Annotated in this window: 16 protein-coding genes; 5 read left to right on the top strand and 11 right to left on the bottom strand. The window is 39.6% G+C overall.

The window, feature by feature from the left end:
• Window positions 1-81: 81 nt before the first annotated feature.
• Window positions 82-621: a hypothetical protein gene (locus HF992_RS08515; RefSeq protein WP_168549613.1), complete on the bottom strand. Its 540-nt coding sequence runs from the start codon at window positions 619-621 to the stop codon at window positions 82-84.
• A 300-nt stretch (window positions 622-921) separates the two neighbouring features.
• Here HF992_RS08515 and HF992_RS08510 point away from each other — a divergent pair, with 300 nt between their 5' ends.
• The 5 genes from HF992_RS08510 to HF992_RS08490 all read left to right on the top strand — a co-directional run bounded on the left by HF992_RS08510 (window position 922) and on the right by HF992_RS08490 (window position 6470).
• A complete protein-coding gene (locus tag HF992_RS08510) occupies window positions 922-1860 on the top strand; it encodes a hypothetical protein (protein ID WP_168549612.1) in 939 nt (312 codons plus the stop codon).
• A gap of 51 nt (window positions 1861-1911) precedes the next feature.
• Window positions 1912-3984 (top strand): HsdM family class I SAM-dependent methyltransferase, encoded by a 2073-nt coding sequence (locus HF992_RS08505; protein ID WP_168549611.1) that lies wholly within the window; start codon window positions 1912-1914, stop codon window positions 3982-3984.
• A 101-nt stretch (window positions 3985-4085) separates the two neighbouring features.
• Window positions 4086-5186 carry a restriction endonuclease subunit S gene (locus HF992_RS08500; protein ID WP_246201274.1) on the top strand — a complete coding sequence of 367 codons (1101 nt, stop codon included), beginning with the start codon at window positions 4086-4088 and terminating at the stop codon, window positions 5184-5186.
• Complete coding sequence (locus HF992_RS08495) at window positions 5186-5986, top strand: DUF3800 domain-containing protein (protein WP_168549610.1); 801 nt, start codon at window positions 5186-5188, stop codon at window positions 5984-5986. The genes HF992_RS08500 and HF992_RS08495 overlap by 1 nt, the downstream gene beginning before the upstream one ends.
• Window positions 5987-5993: 7 nt before the next feature.
• Window positions 5994-6470, top strand: coding sequence for a type II toxin-antitoxin system PemK/MazF family toxin (locus HF992_RS08490; RefSeq protein WP_168549609.1), 477 nt, complete (start codon window positions 5994-5996; stop codon window positions 6468-6470).
• A gap of 400 nt (window positions 6471-6870) precedes the next feature.
• On the opposite strand, the gene rpmG is transcribed toward HF992_RS08490, so the two are convergent.
• From rpmG to HF992_RS08440, 10 genes are all read right to left on the bottom strand, one after another.
• The gene (gene rpmG / locus HF992_RS08485) at window positions 6871-7020 is read right to left on the bottom strand and encodes a 50S ribosomal protein L33 (protein WP_002262412.1); all 150 of its coding nucleotides are present in this window, start codon (window positions 7018-7020) and stop codon (window positions 6871-6873) included.
• Window positions 7021-7034: 14 nt separating this feature from the next.
• Window positions 7035-7211 carry a 50S ribosomal protein L32 gene (gene rpmF / locus HF992_RS08480; RefSeq protein ID WP_168549608.1) on the bottom strand — a complete coding sequence of 59 codons (177 nt, stop codon included), beginning with the start codon at window positions 7209-7211 and terminating at the stop codon, window positions 7035-7037.
• Between the two features lie 104 nt (window positions 7212-7315).
• Complete coding sequence (locus HF992_RS08475) at window positions 7316-8449, bottom strand: AI-2E family transporter (RefSeq protein ID WP_168549607.1); 1134 nt, start codon at window positions 8447-8449, stop codon at window positions 7316-7318.
• Complete coding sequence (locus HF992_RS08470) at window positions 8433-9743, bottom strand: MATE family efflux transporter (RefSeq protein ID WP_168549606.1); 1311 nt, start codon at window positions 9741-9743, stop codon at window positions 8433-8435. Before HF992_RS08470 ends, HF992_RS08475 begins: the two co-directional genes overlap by 17 nt.
• 9 nt (window positions 9744-9752) lie before the next feature.
• The gene (gene thrC, locus HF992_RS08465; RefSeq protein WP_168549605.1) at window positions 9753-11249 is read right to left on the bottom strand and encodes a threonine synthase; all 1497 of its coding nucleotides are present in this window, start codon (window positions 11247-11249) and stop codon (window positions 9753-9755) included.
• A gap of 611 nt (window positions 11250-11860) precedes the next feature.
• Complete coding sequence (locus tag HF992_RS08460) at window positions 11861-12223, bottom strand: PH domain-containing protein (protein ID WP_168549604.1); 363 nt, start codon at window positions 12221-12223, stop codon at window positions 11861-11863.
• 168 nt (window positions 12224-12391) lie between these two features.
• Entirely contained in the window at window positions 12392-12847 is a 456-nt protein-coding gene (locus tag HF992_RS08455; protein WP_168549603.1) for a pyridoxamine 5'-phosphate oxidase family protein, read from the bottom strand.
• A gap of 310 nt (window positions 12848-13157) precedes the next feature.
• Window positions 13158-14441, bottom strand: a complete 1284-nt coding sequence (gene tig, locus HF992_RS08450) for a trigger factor (RefSeq protein WP_168549602.1) — start codon at window positions 14439-14441, stop codon at window positions 13158-13160.
• A 203-nt stretch (window positions 14442-14644) separates the two neighbouring features.
• Window positions 14645-15532, bottom strand: a complete 888-nt coding sequence (locus HF992_RS08445; RefSeq protein ID WP_168549601.1) for a diacylglycerol/lipid kinase family protein — start codon at window positions 15530-15532, stop codon at window positions 14645-14647.
• Between the two features lie 278 nt (window positions 15533-15810).
• Window positions 15811-16515 carry a CPBP family intramembrane glutamic endopeptidase gene (locus HF992_RS08440; protein WP_168549600.1) on the bottom strand — a complete coding sequence of 235 codons (705 nt, stop codon included), beginning with the start codon at window positions 16513-16515 and terminating at the stop codon, window positions 15811-15813.
• Window positions 16516-16535 lie beyond the last annotated feature (20 nt).

The raw sequence follows: 16535 nt of genomic DNA, 5'->3' as shown, positions 1-16535 counted from the left end.
TGAGCTGGACTTATAAAAAATAACTACCCCCAATAAACTGACATATTTGGAGGTAGTTGAACCATTTTTTATCAAGAGTTTCTAATTATTTTTATTTATTTCTTCTAGCAACCTTCTTGTTACATAGTCCATAATGCGAGGAATTTTACGCTGTATCTTTCGATAGTCTAAATTTAAGATTCTTCCCATTTCACGGTAAGAGCGTTGCTTATACTTTTTAAATTCATACCCTTTATGTTCGCATTCCTGTTCTTTGTAATTGAAGTAGAGTAAAATGATTTCTTTATCTAATTCATCTAACTCATCAAGGATAACTTCTAAGTGAGGTAATTGACTTGAAATAAATTCATCATAGTCTGTTTGAATGATACTTTCAAGAGGAGTTGGGGTGTCGTCTATAAGTAAATCAAGTAGTGTTGTTTCATCCCCTGTTCTTTTGTTTTTAAGTTGGAAGTCAAGACTTACAGTTTTACGACGACTTCGCCTGTCAGCATTACTTTCTATTCGGTCACTACCGGTTAAAAATTCTAACCAGAAACTTTGCTGTTCTTCTGGGAGAGATTGAGTAATTTTGTTATTTTGCTTTTTCTTGGAAAAGTATTCAGAAATATAGCTTGTCATATTTTATCCTTTCAGTCCAAAAACGGAAAGAAACTAATCTGAGCTATACTGAATTACCGAAAGATGCAGAAAAGCGCACCAAATCAACGGATAAACAGATATATACAGAACTCGACTGTTATTGTCTGAGTTTTCATATTTGTTTCAATCCGACCGTTCGGTGCGCACCAGTTAGGACCAATTAATAATTTTTATTTACAAGTTTCCTTGTATGTTTACAGTATAATTTATTTAATTATGTAAAAGTAGTGCATTCTGATATAATTAAATTACGTAAATACATAAAAAGGGGATAAAAAAATGAATGAAGAATTACAGGAATTTTTTTGTTTGAAGGCTTCAGAAAGAATAGAGAAAATGATTAATAGTAGGGGATTTAGTTTTTTTAAAATTTATCCTGAAAACTCAAATATCATTTCATGGATTGTATCGGGTAGAAGAACTAAAAGAAATCCATACTTGTTGACTGATACAGCAGTTCAAAGAATAAATGAAACTCTAAATGGTCAGCGATTATCTGATGTGGAAAGTAAATACCAATGTAGAGTGATTTCATGGGGAGATGATGAAGAGATAGGAGATTACATTCCTGAAATGATGAGATTGATTGTTAAGAATCTGACAGATGAACAGCAATCAATTTTCGATGAAACTCTAATGGATGATATTTATTTTGCTGAGACAATAGCTTATACAGAAATTCTAAATGAGCATAATTCCCACTTTTTAGATGTAGATATGGAGCAACTATATACAGAAGATGTCCCTATTTCTCGACATTTAGCTGAGAAGGAATTGCTAGAAACGATTGAGGAAGATTTTCAAAATGAATTTATAAAATTTCTTGATTCATCAAAATACGTAAGGACAAAAGTAAATGGAAAAGATGAGTATGTAAACAAGGGAATTACATTTAAAAATCAATTTGGTTGTGATGATATTGTCAATCTATTTTTGAAGGTTGTGAGGGAACACAAGTTACCAATTGAAGAATCAATCGGACATAGAGTATATTCTATTGTGAAAAAAGATGTATCCCAATTAGATTCTTTAATAGAACGTGAATTGGTATATGATACGGTTTATTCTCCTTATAGGGAGGACAAAATTTTTAAGACAGAGTTAGAATTTCAACATGGCATTATTAAAGCTGGGCAAGATTACATAAAGTCTTTATATGATACACATAAACATAGAAATGAAACCTGGAATAAACTGAGAGAGGAAGGTGAAATATGATATAATTACGTAGTGTAGAAAATATTTTAAAAATTAAAACGGAAAGAACCAATGGCAACAAAACAGAGTAAAGAAGTAAAAATTCAACGTGAAGTAGAGAAGTGGTTGACTTCCTACGGTATGGAGTTTGTAACACAAAATGAAAGTGTTAATCCAGAAATTGACAAAGCCTTGTCAAAAGCTCCCTCTAAAACAGGTGGTGAGGGTGCAAACTTAGTTGATGTCAAACTGTTATTGAAAGATAGCAAGTTAGACTACTACCCTATCATGATTGAATTGAAGTGGGGTAGCAACAAACTTGAAAAGCTGGATAAAGAAGACCATGTCGCCAATACGAAAACAAGCGGTAAAGAAAAGGGTGATCCCAACTATACCAATATCAACGGCTATGCGGTAAATGGTGCGGTTCACTACGCTAACGCTATTCTGCAATATTCTAGTTATACAAATGTAATTGCGATTGGAATTACAGGAGATGAGGACGAGGCAGGCAACCTTGAAACTCGTTTTGGTGTCTACTATGTTTCCAAGTCTAACTATGGTATCGGTCAAAAGGTTGGTGAATATTCAGATTTATCTTTCTTAAAACCTGAAAATTTTGATGAGTTTACGGAAAAGGTAAAAGAATTACAACTGTCAGAAGCTGAACTACGTTTGATTCACCAAAAGCGTGAAGACAGGATTGAAGACGCTCTAACAAAAATAAACGAAAGCCTTTTTAATAAGCAGAAAAATATCAGTGCCTTAGCACGTATACATCTAGTGGCTGCCAGTATCATGGCAAACTTGGGGGTGGCAGGTAAGGTGAAGCCCCTAGAACCAGCAGATTTAAAATCTTCTAATGAAGAAGGTGATACAGATGGAGATATTTTAATCCGTAAAATCAAGGCATTTCTGAAAGAGAAGAATCTACCGCAAGCCAAACAGAAACAAATCTTACGTCATTTAGAGCCTACGATTCTTGAATCCAGTTTTTCAGACCCAAGAAATGGAGTATCTCTCCTCAAAGAAATCTTTACAGAAGTGATTGACGACCTAGGATATTTCTACAAAATCGGAGTGGATACGGACTTTACAGGTAAGCTCTTTAATATCATGTTTAGATGGTTGAGCTTTGCAGGTGATGACCAAAATGACGTGGTGTTAACTCCTCGGTATGTAGCACTTCTGATGGCGAAACTAGCACGAGTAAACAAGGATTCTTATATCTGGGACTTTGCGACAGGTTCGGGTGGTCTGTTGGTGGCTGCTATGAATCTGATGTTAGATGACGCTAAAAAGGAAATTACAAGCCCTGATGAACTTAGAGAAAAGGAAGAGAAAATCAAGGCTGAACAAATTCTTGGGATTGAAATTCTTCCAGAAATCTACATGTTGGCTGTTCTAAACATGATTCTGATGGGAGATGGTTCAAGTAATATCCTACAAGATGATAGTTTGAAGAAATTTAATGGGAAATATGGCTATGGTAAAGATAATGAGCATTTCCCAGCAGATGTTTTCCTTTTAAATCCGCCTTACTCTGAAACAGGGAATGGCATGAACTTTGTCAAGCGTGCCTTGTCTATGATGAAAGGTGGTTACGCCTCTGTCATTATCCAAGATTCAGCAGGTTCAGGACGTGCAAAGGAAATTAATCAGAAGATTTTGGAGCAAAATACACTTTTATCATCTATCAAAATGCCAATGGATATTTTTATAGGAAAATCTAATGTACAGACTTCTATTTACGTCTTTAAGGTAGGAGAAAAGCATGAAGCCAAACAGCGAGTGAAGTTTATTGATTTGCGTAACGATGGCTACAAACGTTCTAACCGTAAGAAGTCAAAAGCCAGTACTAATTTACAAGATGTTGATAATGCGGTAGGACGTTATGAAGAGGTGGTTAATCTCGTTAAATTCGGTAAAGGTGAGTTGAATATTTTTACAGAAAAAGAGTACATTGAAGATGTTATTGCTCTCTCTGGTGAAAAACATGGTGAAGACTGGAATTTTGACCAACATATAAAACCGAATCTTAAACCTACTCTTGAAGATTTACAGAAATCAGTATCAGATTATTTAGCGTGGGAAGTTAGCCAATTATTGAAAAATAAAGATATTGATAACTCAAAAAAATTGTAAGCCCTCGTCTTGAAGAAATTGAACAAGAATTTGAAAGCCAAGGAGGCGAGTGGCTTGAATACAGAATTGGCGATGTTTTTGAAAAGTTATCATCAAGATATTTGGGAGTAGGTGACAGGGCTAAAGCTGTTTCAAAGGTAGAAACAGAAGAATACTCAGTACCCGTGGTTTATGCTAAATCAGGTGATAACGGGATTATGTATTGGGCAAAAGAAGGCGATTTTGAAACTCACAGTAATGTTATTTCTATTATTTATAACGGTGCAATTGCAGCAGGCTTAGTTTATGCACAACGTAAGGAAACAGGAATTCTTGCAGAAAGCTATTTAATCAAAGTCAAAAATATAGAAGTAAGTTTTGAAACAAATTTGTTCTTGCGAGCAGTGCTTGAATCGGTTCTTTATCCAAAATATTCAAGAGATTATTTAGCAACATGGGCTAATAAGGTTGAAAATGATAAAATTGCCTTACCAACAATAAATAGCGAGATAGCATTTTCATATATGGAAAATTGCATAAAAGCGCTCGAGGCGGAACGCATCGAGACGCTCGAGGCGTATCTATTAGTAAGTGGTTTTAAAGATTATCAACTAACCCAAGAGGAAGAAGATGCTTTAGAGGTATTTGGTACTCAACAATGGCAAGAGTTTCGCATGGGTGATTTATTTGATAGAGTTAAAACCAAGAAATTACCTTATAAAGCAAAAGAATTACCAAAAGAACCACAAGGAGAATTCAGCTTACCTGCCTTGACCTCTAGTTTTATGAATCAAGGGTTAAACTACTATGTTCCTAAAGAAGGAGCGACGGTTCTACAAAATGTTATCTCTATCCCGTCTAACAGTGATGTGTACAGAGCTTACTTCCAATCACAAGAATTTACCGTCCTATCTGACGCTTATGCAATTGATTGGATTAGTTCGGATAAGCAACTAAGACCAAATGACTACCTCTTTATTGTTCCTAGTATCAATAAGGTTACAGACCTACCGATTTACTCATATAAAAACAAATTAGGTGGTTGGAATGTAGTCAAGGATAAACTGATAAAATTACCAGTCAATGAAAAGGGAGAAATCCATTTTGATTACATGGCAACCTTGGTACAAGCTATTAAAAAATTAGCTATTAGAGATGTTGTTTTGTATGCTGATAAACAGATAGAAGCAACAAAAGAAGTTGTTCAGAAAGGAAGTAAATAATGGCTAGTGATTGGAAAAATAGCCCTACTTGTTTTGAACAATTTAATGGAGAACATGATTATATGCTTTTCATTGATGAAACAGGGGTGCCAACATTAAAAAACTACAATCAGAATAATCGTTGGTTTTCAATGACAGGCATCTTAATTGCTGGAAAAGATGGTGAAAAGCTCATTTCTGATATAATGGCTATTAAACACAAGTATTGGAAAAATGCTATGTTTAATGAGCAAAGGGTAGTGTTTCATTCAAGGGATTATCGTAAAAAAGTAGGTGCATTTAATCCCAAAATCATTGACTATCCAAAGATGAATCTGGAATTGTTACAGTTTGTTGAAAAAGCTGGCTTTACGATTTTTTCGTCAGGAATAGACAAGGATTTTTTGACTAGGAGATATAATACCCCTTATCCAGTGTATTGGTTTTCCCTTTTGTTCCTAATTGAGCGTTATGCCATATTTTTAGAAAATCACAATAAAACAGGTGTAATAATACTTGAAGCAAGGGGCAAGAAAGAAGATAATGAATTGCTTCAAGCCATCGTCCCAAATATAGAATATGGCACCAATTATGTTAGTGATAGCATATGTTCGAGGATTAGAGGTGTATACTTCAATAACAAAAGAACAGAAAATAAAAAACAGTCTTATCCATATTTAGAAATGGCAGATATGATTGGTTATGAATTACATAATAAGATTAGCAAAGGTGTTGAATCAGATTTTTACAGAAGGATTGAATCAAAAATTTATAATTATCCAAATATAACAGGATATGGTCTGAAGATATTCGATAGGTGAGAACTATATGACAGAACAAACAGAAAAACAACGTTTGCTTAATACCTGGGCGACTAAAAAAGAGAGAATGGCATTAGATTTCTTTCGACTGAGAAATGGAATGTCTTGGTGGGAAAAAGAAAAAGGTGCGGTATTTTGGTGTGATTTAGGAGAAAATATCGGTCAAGAAACAAATAAAAAAAGACCAGTTGTTGTATTATCTTCTTCCAAAAGAAATAAGAGGTTATCACACGTCACTGTCGCACCAATTACATCTACGATTAAATACAAAAAATTCGGAGATGTAACGTCAGGGCTAAAATACCCTTTCCATTTTTTGATGAAGAACAATGTATATCAATTTCTTGATAATGATTCTGTAATTAAACTGGAGCAACTTCGAACAGTTTCAAAAAATAGATTAGATGGTTACCCCATAGGTCAACTCTCAGATGAAGATTTAAAAATTATTAATAAAAAAATCAGTAATTTTCTTGACTTATAGAAAGTAAAAAGGTAATATAATTATAGAGAGGGGCTAGACCCCGTATTAAGTTCGGTTCGAGGTTATCTCAAACGTTGGAACATTTTGTTGGGGGCTGGGTCCCCCTTTTATTTTGTCCAAAATAAAAACGCAGGCTTGTCGAGCTTGCGTTTTAGATTCCATAAATTTTAGAAAAGACTACGCTATTTCAAAAATTTTTAGGAATGAAAATAGAAAAAGGAGAAACCTCGTGATGAAGTCTCTCTTGCTTTTAATCGTCCGAATCCATATTCTTATTTCAAATAAAGGTAGTGAAAAAGGTAGTGATTCGGCTGATTTGTATTGCAATGTAATGAAATTTAGAATTTCAAGAATCGCTTTAAATCAAGGTTTCTACCGTCTATTGACGTGTAGTGAATCCCTATTTCACCTCAGTAAAAATCACGTGCTTACGCAATTTTGGTGAGTATTTTTTCAATTGAAGACGGTCTGGGGTGTTACGCTTGTTTTTTGAAGTCAAGTACAAACGCTCACCAGATTCTTTGTGTTCAAGTGTGATATTAACGCGCATCTGTCTCTCCCTTCTTATTCGCCAGCTTTAGCTACTTTACGTCCTTTGTAGTATCCTTTCAAAGATACACGGTGTGAACGTGAGTAATCACCAGTTACTTCGTCAAATTTTACAGTTGGTGCTGTCAATTTGTAGTGAGTGCGACGTTTGTTTTTCTTCGCTTTTGATGTGCGACGTGCAGGTACTGCCATTAGTCTGTTTCCTCCAAATAATAGTCTTTGATTTTCATCAACTTCACTATGATATCATATCTTTTTTGTAAAGTAAAGTTACTTGACAATCTTTTTTTATTTTTTTATCCAATCGCTCTATTTTCAGCTTCTCTTCGTTGGACATCTTGTTTAATCAATTTATAACAAGAAGCTAGGAAGGGCACCGCCACTAACATTCCAAAAATACCACCAAGGGCACCACCAACTGTGATAGCCAAGATGACCCACATTCCCGGAAGACCAACAGAATTTCCAACAACTCTAGGGTAAATGAGATTTCCCTCAAATTGCTGAAGAATAACGATAAAGACAAGGAACCACATAGCTTGACTAAAGGACTGCGTCATAATGAGAATGACACCTACTGTCACTCCGATATAGGCACCCACGACTGGAATCATGGCCGAAAAACCAACTAAAATACTAACTGTTGACGCATAAGGGAAATTAAAAATCAGCATCCCAACAAAGGTTAAGGTCCCCAGAATGATAGCCTCTGTCGTCTGGCCGATAAAAAAGCTCCGGAAAGACTGGTGGAAGATCTGACGTACATTTTCAAATGGTGCAACCAATTTAGGGAGATAAGTTGTCAGGAGACGGCGGAATTGGAGGCCCAAGTCTTCCTTGCTAGCAAGCACGTAGAGTGAAAAAATCACAGCCATAAAAATATTGAGCAAGGCCGAAAAAATCTCCGTCACGGAATTAAGAAGGCCCAACAGAAACGTCCCCAAGCTATTTAAAATCTGAGTCGCATAGTCATTAATCTGCCTAGTAAGCTCCTCTGAAGCATCACTCCCAAAGTACTGATTAAGGGTATTATTCAGCAAGCTATTTTCCTGAATACTTTTCACCAAGTTTTGAATAGCTTTAGGCGCCAAGGCAATCAGCCCTTGAATACTCTCAACAAGCTCCGGAATAACAATTCCTAGTAAAATCAATAGGAGGATCAAAAAAGTAGCATTTGCCAAAACCAAGCAGACAGGGCGTGCTAATTGTTTGGCCAGTTTGCCTCTAAACAACTTTTTATAAACTTTCTCATAGCCAGACATCAAAATATTAACCACATAGGCCAACATGGCACCGCCAATAAAAGGAAGCGACGCTTTCCAAGTTGTTTTTAAAACCTGCTCGGCAAAAGACCAGTAGCGAAAGACCGCCAGACTAATCGCTAAGACCACGACCAAGGTCAGGAGCCATCGTTTATCTAGTTTTAACAAAAGTAGTTCTCCTTTTTAATAGATAGAGGTAGGTCAAATAGCCCCACCTGAAAGCATTGTCTATAATAGTTGCGAAAAGAATCGACCACAGACCTGCCTGAACGAAATAAAGCAACACCATGCTGAGCCCTATTCGAAGCAACCACATTCCCAAGGCTGTCGCATAAAAAGGCTGTTGCGCTTGTCCCAATCCTTGCCAAAATGCCGTCATTATTAACGTACCAGTTGTAAAGGGGGTTCCAATTAGCGAGGCTAAAATCACCTCCGTCCCAGAACGAGTCACCTCTAAATTCTTGGTATAAAGCGACATTAGCCAAGGACTAGCGACAAGAACGAGCAAAGCTAAGACAAACATTAAGCCACAACTCATGCAGTAGGCTTCCTTAAGGAGACGTTGCAATGCTTTGGGGTCATCCTGTAAGCTAGCCGTCAAGATAACGGTAGCCACTGCCACACTGAGACCAGGAAGGTAGTTAAACTGCGTCAGGGTCTCACCGATAGCGTAGCCAGCCAAGACAGGAGCCCCCAAATTAGCAATCAAGCCGATGACGACTAAGTCTCCTAGCCGCATCATCAAACGTTCTCCAGTTGCCGGAAAGACTTGCAGGAAGATCAGCTTGTCAAATTTAGGAAGGAAATTAGGCTTTATAGGGATTTGAAACCAAAGCCAAACAACCCCTAAAAGACGCGCTAAAACCGTTCCTAAAGCAACACCTACCACTCCCCATTTCAGGACATAAACCCCAATGATAGATAGGAAGATATTAAGGAGATTGACCATAAAGCTAGCTATCATCGGAACCCTCGTTTTACCCAAGATTCTTAACATAGCGCTAAAAGTTGTCATCAATCCTAGCAAAACAATGCTTCCACCGACATAGGCTAGGTAAGAGTAGCCATTCTGAAGAACTTGCAATCTTGCTCCAAGGAGTCGTAAAAGCTCATAGCCCCCAATCAAGCCAATCAAGCCAAAGACACCACCAAGCAAGAAGGTTAGTGTGATAGAAACTTGCATGGCTTCTCTGAGACGCATGTCATCCTTACAGTTTTGCTTAGCAAGAGTAGCAGACACCACCGCTCCAAGGGCTATGAAGACTGCCTGAAAGACAGCTAACACATTGTTTGCTATAGCTACTCCTGAGACGACAGCGACTCCCAACTGGGCTATGAGATAGGTATCCACAAGCCCCATGAGACTTTGGAGGAGATTCTCTACCAGAACTGGTAGAGCTACCGAGAGAATTTTACGGTGATATAGCATCGTCTGGAAAGGGCTGAATCCTCTAAAAATCATTCCTTATCTCTAATTGGTCATCAAGCCAAGGTAACGCTCTACTGCTCCTTGCATATCAGCTACCTCAACCACCGTCTCATGTCTGACAGGTGCAACCTCTAGACCTCGAACTGCTCGTGGGAGCTCTACGCCTGAAAGTTGTTGCAATTCTCCTAAAGCTTCAAAATCAGACAAGCCAGTCTGGCCTGTTATAGCCTCAACTGCTACCACAGGGAATTTATAGGGGCTTGCGGTTGACGCTACGACAGTTGGCGTTTTATCGCCACTCTCTCTGACATAGGCCTGGTAAACAGCTGATGCAACTGCTGTGTGCGGATCCTGGATATAGCCGGTTGCATCAAAGAGACGCTTGATTTCTTTCGCAGTCTCAGCCTCTGTCGCGTAGCCCGCTTCAAAAAGAGACAAGATGTCTTCGTCAACCTCACCTAAACTATAGTGCCCCTCTTGGCTTAGTCCTTGCATCAAGTCGGCCGTCTGTTCTGCCGAATGGCCAACCAAATGGAAAATCAAGCGCTCCAAGTTGGAGGAAACCAAGATATCCATAGATGGCGATGTCGTCACTTTGAACTCCCGTTGCTTATCGTAAGTTTTGGTCTTGAAAAAGTCCGTCAGCACCTTGTTTTCGTTTGAAGCACAGATTAGCTTCTTAGCAGGAAGACCAATTTGCTGAGCATAGTAAGCCGCCAAGATATTACCGAAGTTCCCTGTCGGAACGACAATATTAATTAACTCTCCTGCCGCAATTTCACCTGACTTGACCAACTGAGCATAGGCATAGACATAGTAGACAATCTGAGGCACCAAACGGCCAATATTCATGGAATTAGCAGATGAGAACTGATAACCAGCTTCAGACAAACGTTCTCTCAGGTCAGCATCGTTGAACATTTTCTTAACCTGTGTCTGAGCGTCATCAAAGTTCCCTTCAATCGCAACAACATGGGTGTTTTCCCCAGTTTGAGTGGTCATTTGAAGTTCTTGGACCTTGCTGACACCACCTCGTGGATAAAAAACGATGATCTCGGTTTCTGGAACATCTTCAAAACCTGCCATTGCAGCCTTCCCAGTATCTCCTGAAGTGGCTGTCAAGATTACAATTTTTTGCTCCAAAGCATGTTTTTTAGCAGCCGTTGTCATCAAGTGAGGCAGAATAGACAAGGCCATGTCCTTAAAAGCAATGGTCGAACCATGAAAAAGCTCTAAATGGTACTGATGATCCGATAATTTAACCAAAGGCGCAATGGCTGGCACGTCAAATTTGTGATCATAAGCTGCCGCGATGCAGTGATCCAACTCCTCACTCGTAAAATCATCCAAGAAAGCTGATAGAATCAACTTGGCAACTTCTTGATATGATGCTGATGTCAGACGGTCAAAATCAAGGTTAACCCGAGGGATATTAAGTGGGGTGAAGAGACCACCATCAGTTGCCAACCCCTGTAAAATGGCTTGACTAGCCGTAGCTGTCAATTTTGCATCTCGTGTTGATTGGTAAAGTACAGTCATAAATTATCCTCTAAAAATCTTTTTTATTATTTTACCACAATTTTTTAAGGAACGGTACGCTTTCAACCGGACAGTTGCAGTTTTATAGTGATTGAACCTTCAAAACAGAAAATCTAGCTGCTTCAAGAAAGTCAGACTGCTATCAGTGGTGAAGGACGTTGATACTTCCCATTTTTTCAGCGCCATCACCATAAAGCCACTCCGTTTATGTTTATGTAACGAAAGTAACTTTAAGCCGAAAATCCGCCTAACCTAAAAAGAAAAAAGCGAGTCCCAATCGATCGTCCGAAAACGCGATTTTGCTCGCTCTCTCATTTAAAAGCTAAAACAGATGCTAAAATGAGCGAATCACTCAGCAGAGGACTTACCTCTCATGACGGTCTCTCTTCAAGACAAGACATCCCAAGACATTAGACTTGTCTTAACGCGAACTAACCGTCCTATACGGTTAGCATTGCCCCTTGGCTTTTGCCAAGCCCCCTACATTGCCACTCGAAAAACACGGCTAACACCATCACAGGCAACTCAGTTAGTCACCTTATCTCGACAAAACGATGACCCATCTTCGCCACTAAGATGTTATGCCTGAATGTTTTGGCTAAAGTTCTAAATTAAACAATGAGATCAGACAAGAGGGCTTCAAACTTTTGCAAGTCAATTTCTTTTTTGAGATTGATCTTCATCCGGCCAACCTGTGTCCATAATGCCACATCTGCGCCGAAGTCTAAAATTGTGCCATTCTTCTCCGTTGACCACATTTGGATAGCCCTGTAAGGCAAGACATAGGTCTCCACCTTCTTTGGAGCTAGAGGCGGTGCATCTCTGACAATCAAACGCTTATCCGTAAAAATAGCAATATCCTTGGTTGTCTTATAAACCGCAACAATATCTTCATCTGGTCTCAATAGTTTGATTGCATTTTCTGGCGCATAAGTCTCCTTGGTAAAGGTCCAGGCTACTGCTAAATCAATCATGGCATACTCCCTAATATCTTTTGTCGTCTCTATTATATCAAATCTTTTAAGGTTTGCCTATGCCCAATGCGGTCTCTAGTGACTGACCTCATCGGATTGTCGGGCTATAGAAGGCAACCTCACCGATTTCAGGCACCAAAAAATCCCAAGCACCCCTCTATAAACCTATTAAACAATAGTCCTGCTGGTCGGAGACTGCTTGTCCCCGATGGAAAAGACATATTTATGCCCTTGGGTCAAGCTATGGTAAAACCCTTTTCCTTCATAAAGTTGGAAAACCTGAACATCCTGTTGCTCCTGCGCTGTAGGATAAACATATGACACGTAAGGATTGTCTTTCAACAAGGCATGAAGCAAATCTGGGCCGACAGGCCTTACTCGTCCCTCGATCCGAATGACTTGAATGAGGTAGTCCTCTTGTGCCATTGCTGTCACTGCTACTTGGCCAGTATCCATCATCTGCTCATGGAATTGGGTATTGGGCCCCGTCATAAAAAAGACGCCCTGCTCATTGGCTACACCCAAATGAATATGCCTTGCATGTGGTAGGCCATCTTTATCAACCGTTGCAAAGACGGCTACCTTCATTTCCTCCAAAATCCTCATGATTTCTTTGACTTCCATGATTCTCCTCCTTTTGGAATCGTTTTCTTTATTATAACAAAACTCGAGGCTTTTGAGAAGTCGTTCACAACAGCTCCTCTTTTATTTATGAGTAACATTCTTTCAAAATCAGGCTATGTTTTGCCAAAACGATAAAACAGACTCCAACAATTGAACCACCTGAGCTAACACCGAGTGATCAGAACACCTGACGACTCTTTAACCCAAACACAAATAGTTGCTATTTTACAGCACTCAATGGTTCTACTCACACCTAAAAAAGATTGCCGAAATCATCCTAAGGACTCTTTTGGCAATCTTTATGACTTCTTTATTTTACCTTAGCAGTGCTGGTGATAACTTCAACAGCCTTCTTAACGGCGATATCATGTTTAAGCATATCTGCTGAGAGCAGGCTACGCACTTGCTCAACTGGGATATTGTAGTCAGTTGAAAGGTTTTGAATTTCGTTTTCGATATCCTCATCCGTAGCTTCAAACCCTTCTGCCTTGGCAATAGCTTCGATAACAAGGTTGGTTTTCACGCGCTTGTCTGCATCTGCTTCATGTTGCTTATGAAGGTCATCGCGAGTAGTGCCAGTGATTTGGAAGTACATTTCTGGTGAGATGCCTTGACGTTGCATATTACCAAGGAATTCGTCCATGGCACGGTGTACTTCTTCGTGAACCATCTCTTCTGGTAGGTCAACGATTTCAGCGTTCTCTACAGCAAGCTCAATCGCTGCTGCTTCTACTGCATCCGTGTAAGCCTCTTCCTTGCTAGCTTCCAATTCCTTGCGGTACTTCGCCTTCAATTCATCCAAGGTCTCTACTTCTTCATCCAAGTCTTTAGCCAACTCATCGTCCAAGTCTGGGATTTCTTTTGTCTTGACTTCATGGATAGTTGTTACAAAGACAGCTGGTTTACCAGCCAAGTCTGCAGCTTGGTAATCTTCTGGGAATGTTACTTCAACATTAACGGTCTCGCCAGCCTCATGCCCAACTAATTGGTCTTCAAAACCTGGAATGAATTGGCCTGAACCAAGCTCAAGTGAGTAGTTATCGCCTTTACCACCTTCAAATTCTTCGCCATCCACAGAACCAACAAAGTCGATAACCACAGTGTCGCCTTCTTCAGCTTTGCCTTCTTTAATCGCAAGCTCAGCCAAGTTATTGCGCGCACGATCAAGACGAGCGTCAACATCTTCATCCGTCACTTCTTTTGAAGCCTCTACAGTTACTTCAAGGTTTTTGTAATCACCCAATTTTACCTCAGGCTTTGTCACAACATCAGCTGTGATGGTCCAATCTTGGCCTTTTTCCATAGATAAAACATCAATTTTAGGTTGAGCAACTACTTCGATTCCCGCTTCTTTTACAGCTGCTTCATAGGCATCTGGCAAGAGGTTATTCAAAGCATCTTGGTAAAGCGCTTCTTCACCAAAACGTTGGTTGAAGATAGGACGTGGCAAATGCCCCTTACGGAATCCTGGCACTGCCAGATCTTTCTTAATCTTGTTGAAAACTTTTGTCAACTCTGGTTGGATATCCGCTTGGGCGATGGTAAAGGTCAAAACGCCGCGGTTTGTCTCTTTTGTTTCAAATGATACAGACATGATGTCTCTCCTTAAGTTTTTTTACATACCCTACAATTTTACCACAAGACTAAGATTTTTCAAAGGTTTTTGCTGACTTTTACTAAATTTCTAGTTGGGTCATAAATTCACTTCCCGAAACTTTCCAATGGTTTTTGGCAAAACTGGTTAAAGCGTTAGCAATCTGATTTTTCCAAGATGAGTGACTGCTCCACAAGTCCTAGCTAGTAGTAAACATCCAGATGCGATGGCAATATCCTAATCTTGACTGGCAAGTGATCTCCCTCATCACCGTCTACATTGATACTGAGTTGGGTGTCTGAGTCCAGTAATTCTACTTTGAGGTCTTGAAAGGTCTGGTAGCCAATATTCTCACTAGAATCACTATGCCCAGACAGTAAAGCTGGCACAGCGACCAAGGTATCTAACAGGCTTTGGTCTTTGAGGTAAATGAGATGCAACAAGCCATCATTCACCCTTGCTTCTGGGAGAATGCTTTCAAAACCACCGATGGTGTTGGACGATCCAATCAGCAAGGTACTGCTCTTAACCTCTTGGACCACTCCATCAACAGTCAAACGAAAATCATAAAAAGTAGTCTCTGTCAGCTGTTTGAAACCAGAAATAAAGTACGCTAATTTACCCCACTTGGTTTTTTGCTCAGGATCGACATTATTAATTGACTCTGGAATGGTCCCAATGGCCACGACATTCATGAAGTACTGGTCATTGACCTTACCAATGTCTAGTGGTTTCGTTTTTCTGATATCAAGCCGACGAATGGCTTCTTCGGGGTCCAGTGACATGCCTAATGCACGTGCCAAATCATTAACCGTCCCTAAAGGAAAGAAGCCAAAGGTCGGGCGGTAATCCAATTCCGCTAAACCACTAATCCCTTCGTTAACCGTGCCGTCTCCCCCCATAACAAAGACACTGTCGTAACGCTCATTTGCTGCTTCTCTGGTAAATGTCGTTGCATCACCGGCTTTTTCAGTATACTTAACAACCACTTCCTCGAATAAACTCGCTAATTTCTTCTTAGCCTGCTGCTCAAAAACTTTAGCTTTCTCCCCACCAGCACTTGGATTGACCACTAATAACACTTTAGACATGAGAATCCTTCCTTTCTAAATCTTGGCCTACTAAGATTTTTCTGACAATCTTTTCCTAACGATTTCCAATGTTATATATAGCGCTTACAACTTATTGTTTATTATAGCACAGATGAATTTCTGCGTCTAGAAGGAAGACAGACCAATGCTCTGAGTCTCCACATCTCTCTGACGGAAACGCAAAAAGTTCTGACAGTCGCTTGATCTTTTCCTTGTTGACGAGTAGCCAAAAAGCCTATGAAAATTCCCTTAACTTTTTCATAGGCTTTTCTAATCTCTTATTGCAACATCAAAAGGATATAATTCACGATTGATAAAATGACCAATAGGCTATTATTGAGGATATGCACCGCTATGGAGTCCTTGATGTTCCCTCTGCGGGCATAGGCTAGGTAGAACAGAGCGCCCAGTGGGAAATAGACGATAAATTCTACAGGATGCGCAATGTGAAGCAGGGCAAAGATGGCTGACGAAAGAATCAACGGTAGCCATTTTCCAGCACGATTGGCGAAGAAATACTTGGTGAACAACCCACGGAAAACCAGCTCCTCCAAGATCGGAGCAAAAAGGCCGATCGCTACATGGAAAGCTACGAAGTAAAGAACAAACATAGAACGTACCTGACCTACTGTCGCCGTCAAAGCCGCATCGTTAGCCGAAGTAGCTGTTCCCAGTAAAAGTTGGAACACGATGGCTCCCACTATAGCGATTACCCGTGTTCCCAAAAAGAACAGCAGGGCGATGCCAAGGTCCTTCCAGCCAAATTTCTGTGCCCTGACCTCAGGACTTTCATAGGTTTTATAGCGCTTGTAAACTAGACGGATCACTAGGCTGGCCAAGATCAGATAGCCAATGCTTAAAAACCATTGAAGGCCAACAGGGGTCCTAGCTTGATTCCCAATCATGAACATAGGACTGAGGTTGATGACCAAAATCAGGGCAATCAAACCGATAAATTTTGCGCTGTTTTTTAATGTTTTCATAAATCATTTCCTTTCAATAC

The organism is Streptococcus ovuberis (genome assembly GCF_012396585.1).
GTDB lineage: Bacteria > Bacillota > Bacilli > Lactobacillales > Streptococcaceae > Streptococcus > Streptococcus ovuberis.
Note: the sequence above shows the minus strand (reverse complement) of the source record. Positions and strands in the feature narration are given on the sequence as shown.

What these genes read in the sequence shown, in the direction of transcription:
- HF992_RS08440 (WP_168549600.1), bottom strand. Translation starts at nt 16,515, where the DNA reads ATGAAAACATTAAAAAACAGCGCAAAATTTATCGGTTTGATTGCCCTG.
- HF992_RS08515 (WP_168549613.1), bottom strand. Translation starts at nt 621, where the DNA reads ATGACAAGCTATATTTCTGAATACTTTTCCAAGAAAAAGCAAAATAAC.
- HF992_RS08445 (WP_168549601.1), bottom strand. Translation starts at nt 15,532, where the DNA reads ATGTCTAAAGTGTTATTAGTGGTCAATCCAAGTGCTGGTGGGGAGAAA.
- rpmF (WP_168549608.1), bottom strand. Translation starts at nt 7,211, where the DNA reads ATGGCAGTACCTGCACGTCGCACATCAAAAGCGAAGAAAAACAAACGT.
- rpmG (WP_002262412.1), bottom strand. Translation starts at nt 7,020, where the DNA reads ATGCGCGTTAATATCACACTTGAACACAAAGAATCTGGTGAGCGTTTG.
- HF992_RS08510 (WP_168549612.1), top strand. Translation starts at nt 922, where the DNA reads ATGAATGAAGAATTACAGGAATTTTTTTGTTTGAAGGCTTCAGAAAGA.
- HF992_RS08495 (WP_168549610.1), top strand. Translation starts at nt 5,186, where the DNA reads ATGGCTAGTGATTGGAAAAATAGCCCTACTTGTTTTGAACAATTTAAT.
- HF992_RS08505 (WP_168549611.1), top strand. Translation starts at nt 1,912, where the DNA reads ATGGCAACAAAACAGAGTAAAGAAGTAAAAATTCAACGTGAAGTAGAG.
- HF992_RS08490 (WP_168549609.1), top strand. Translation starts at nt 5,994, where the DNA reads ATGACAGAACAAACAGAAAAACAACGTTTGCTTAATACCTGGGCGACT.
- tig (WP_168549602.1), bottom strand. Translation starts at nt 14,441, where the DNA reads ATGTCTGTATCATTTGAAACAAAAGAGACAAACCGCGGCGTTTTGACC.
- HF992_RS08455 (WP_168549603.1), bottom strand. Translation starts at nt 12,847, where the DNA reads ATGGAAGTCAAAGAAATCATGAGGATTTTGGAGGAAATGAAGGTAGCC.
- thrC (WP_168549605.1), bottom strand. Translation starts at nt 11,249, where the DNA reads ATGACTGTACTTTACCAATCAACACGAGATGCAAAATTGACAGCTACG.
- HF992_RS08460 (WP_168549604.1), bottom strand. Translation starts at nt 12,223, where the DNA reads ATGATTGATTTAGCAGTAGCCTGGACCTTTACCAAGGAGACTTATGCG.
- HF992_RS08470 (WP_168549606.1), bottom strand. Translation starts at nt 9,743, where the DNA reads ATGATTTTTAGAGGATTCAGCCCTTTCCAGACGATGCTATATCACCGT.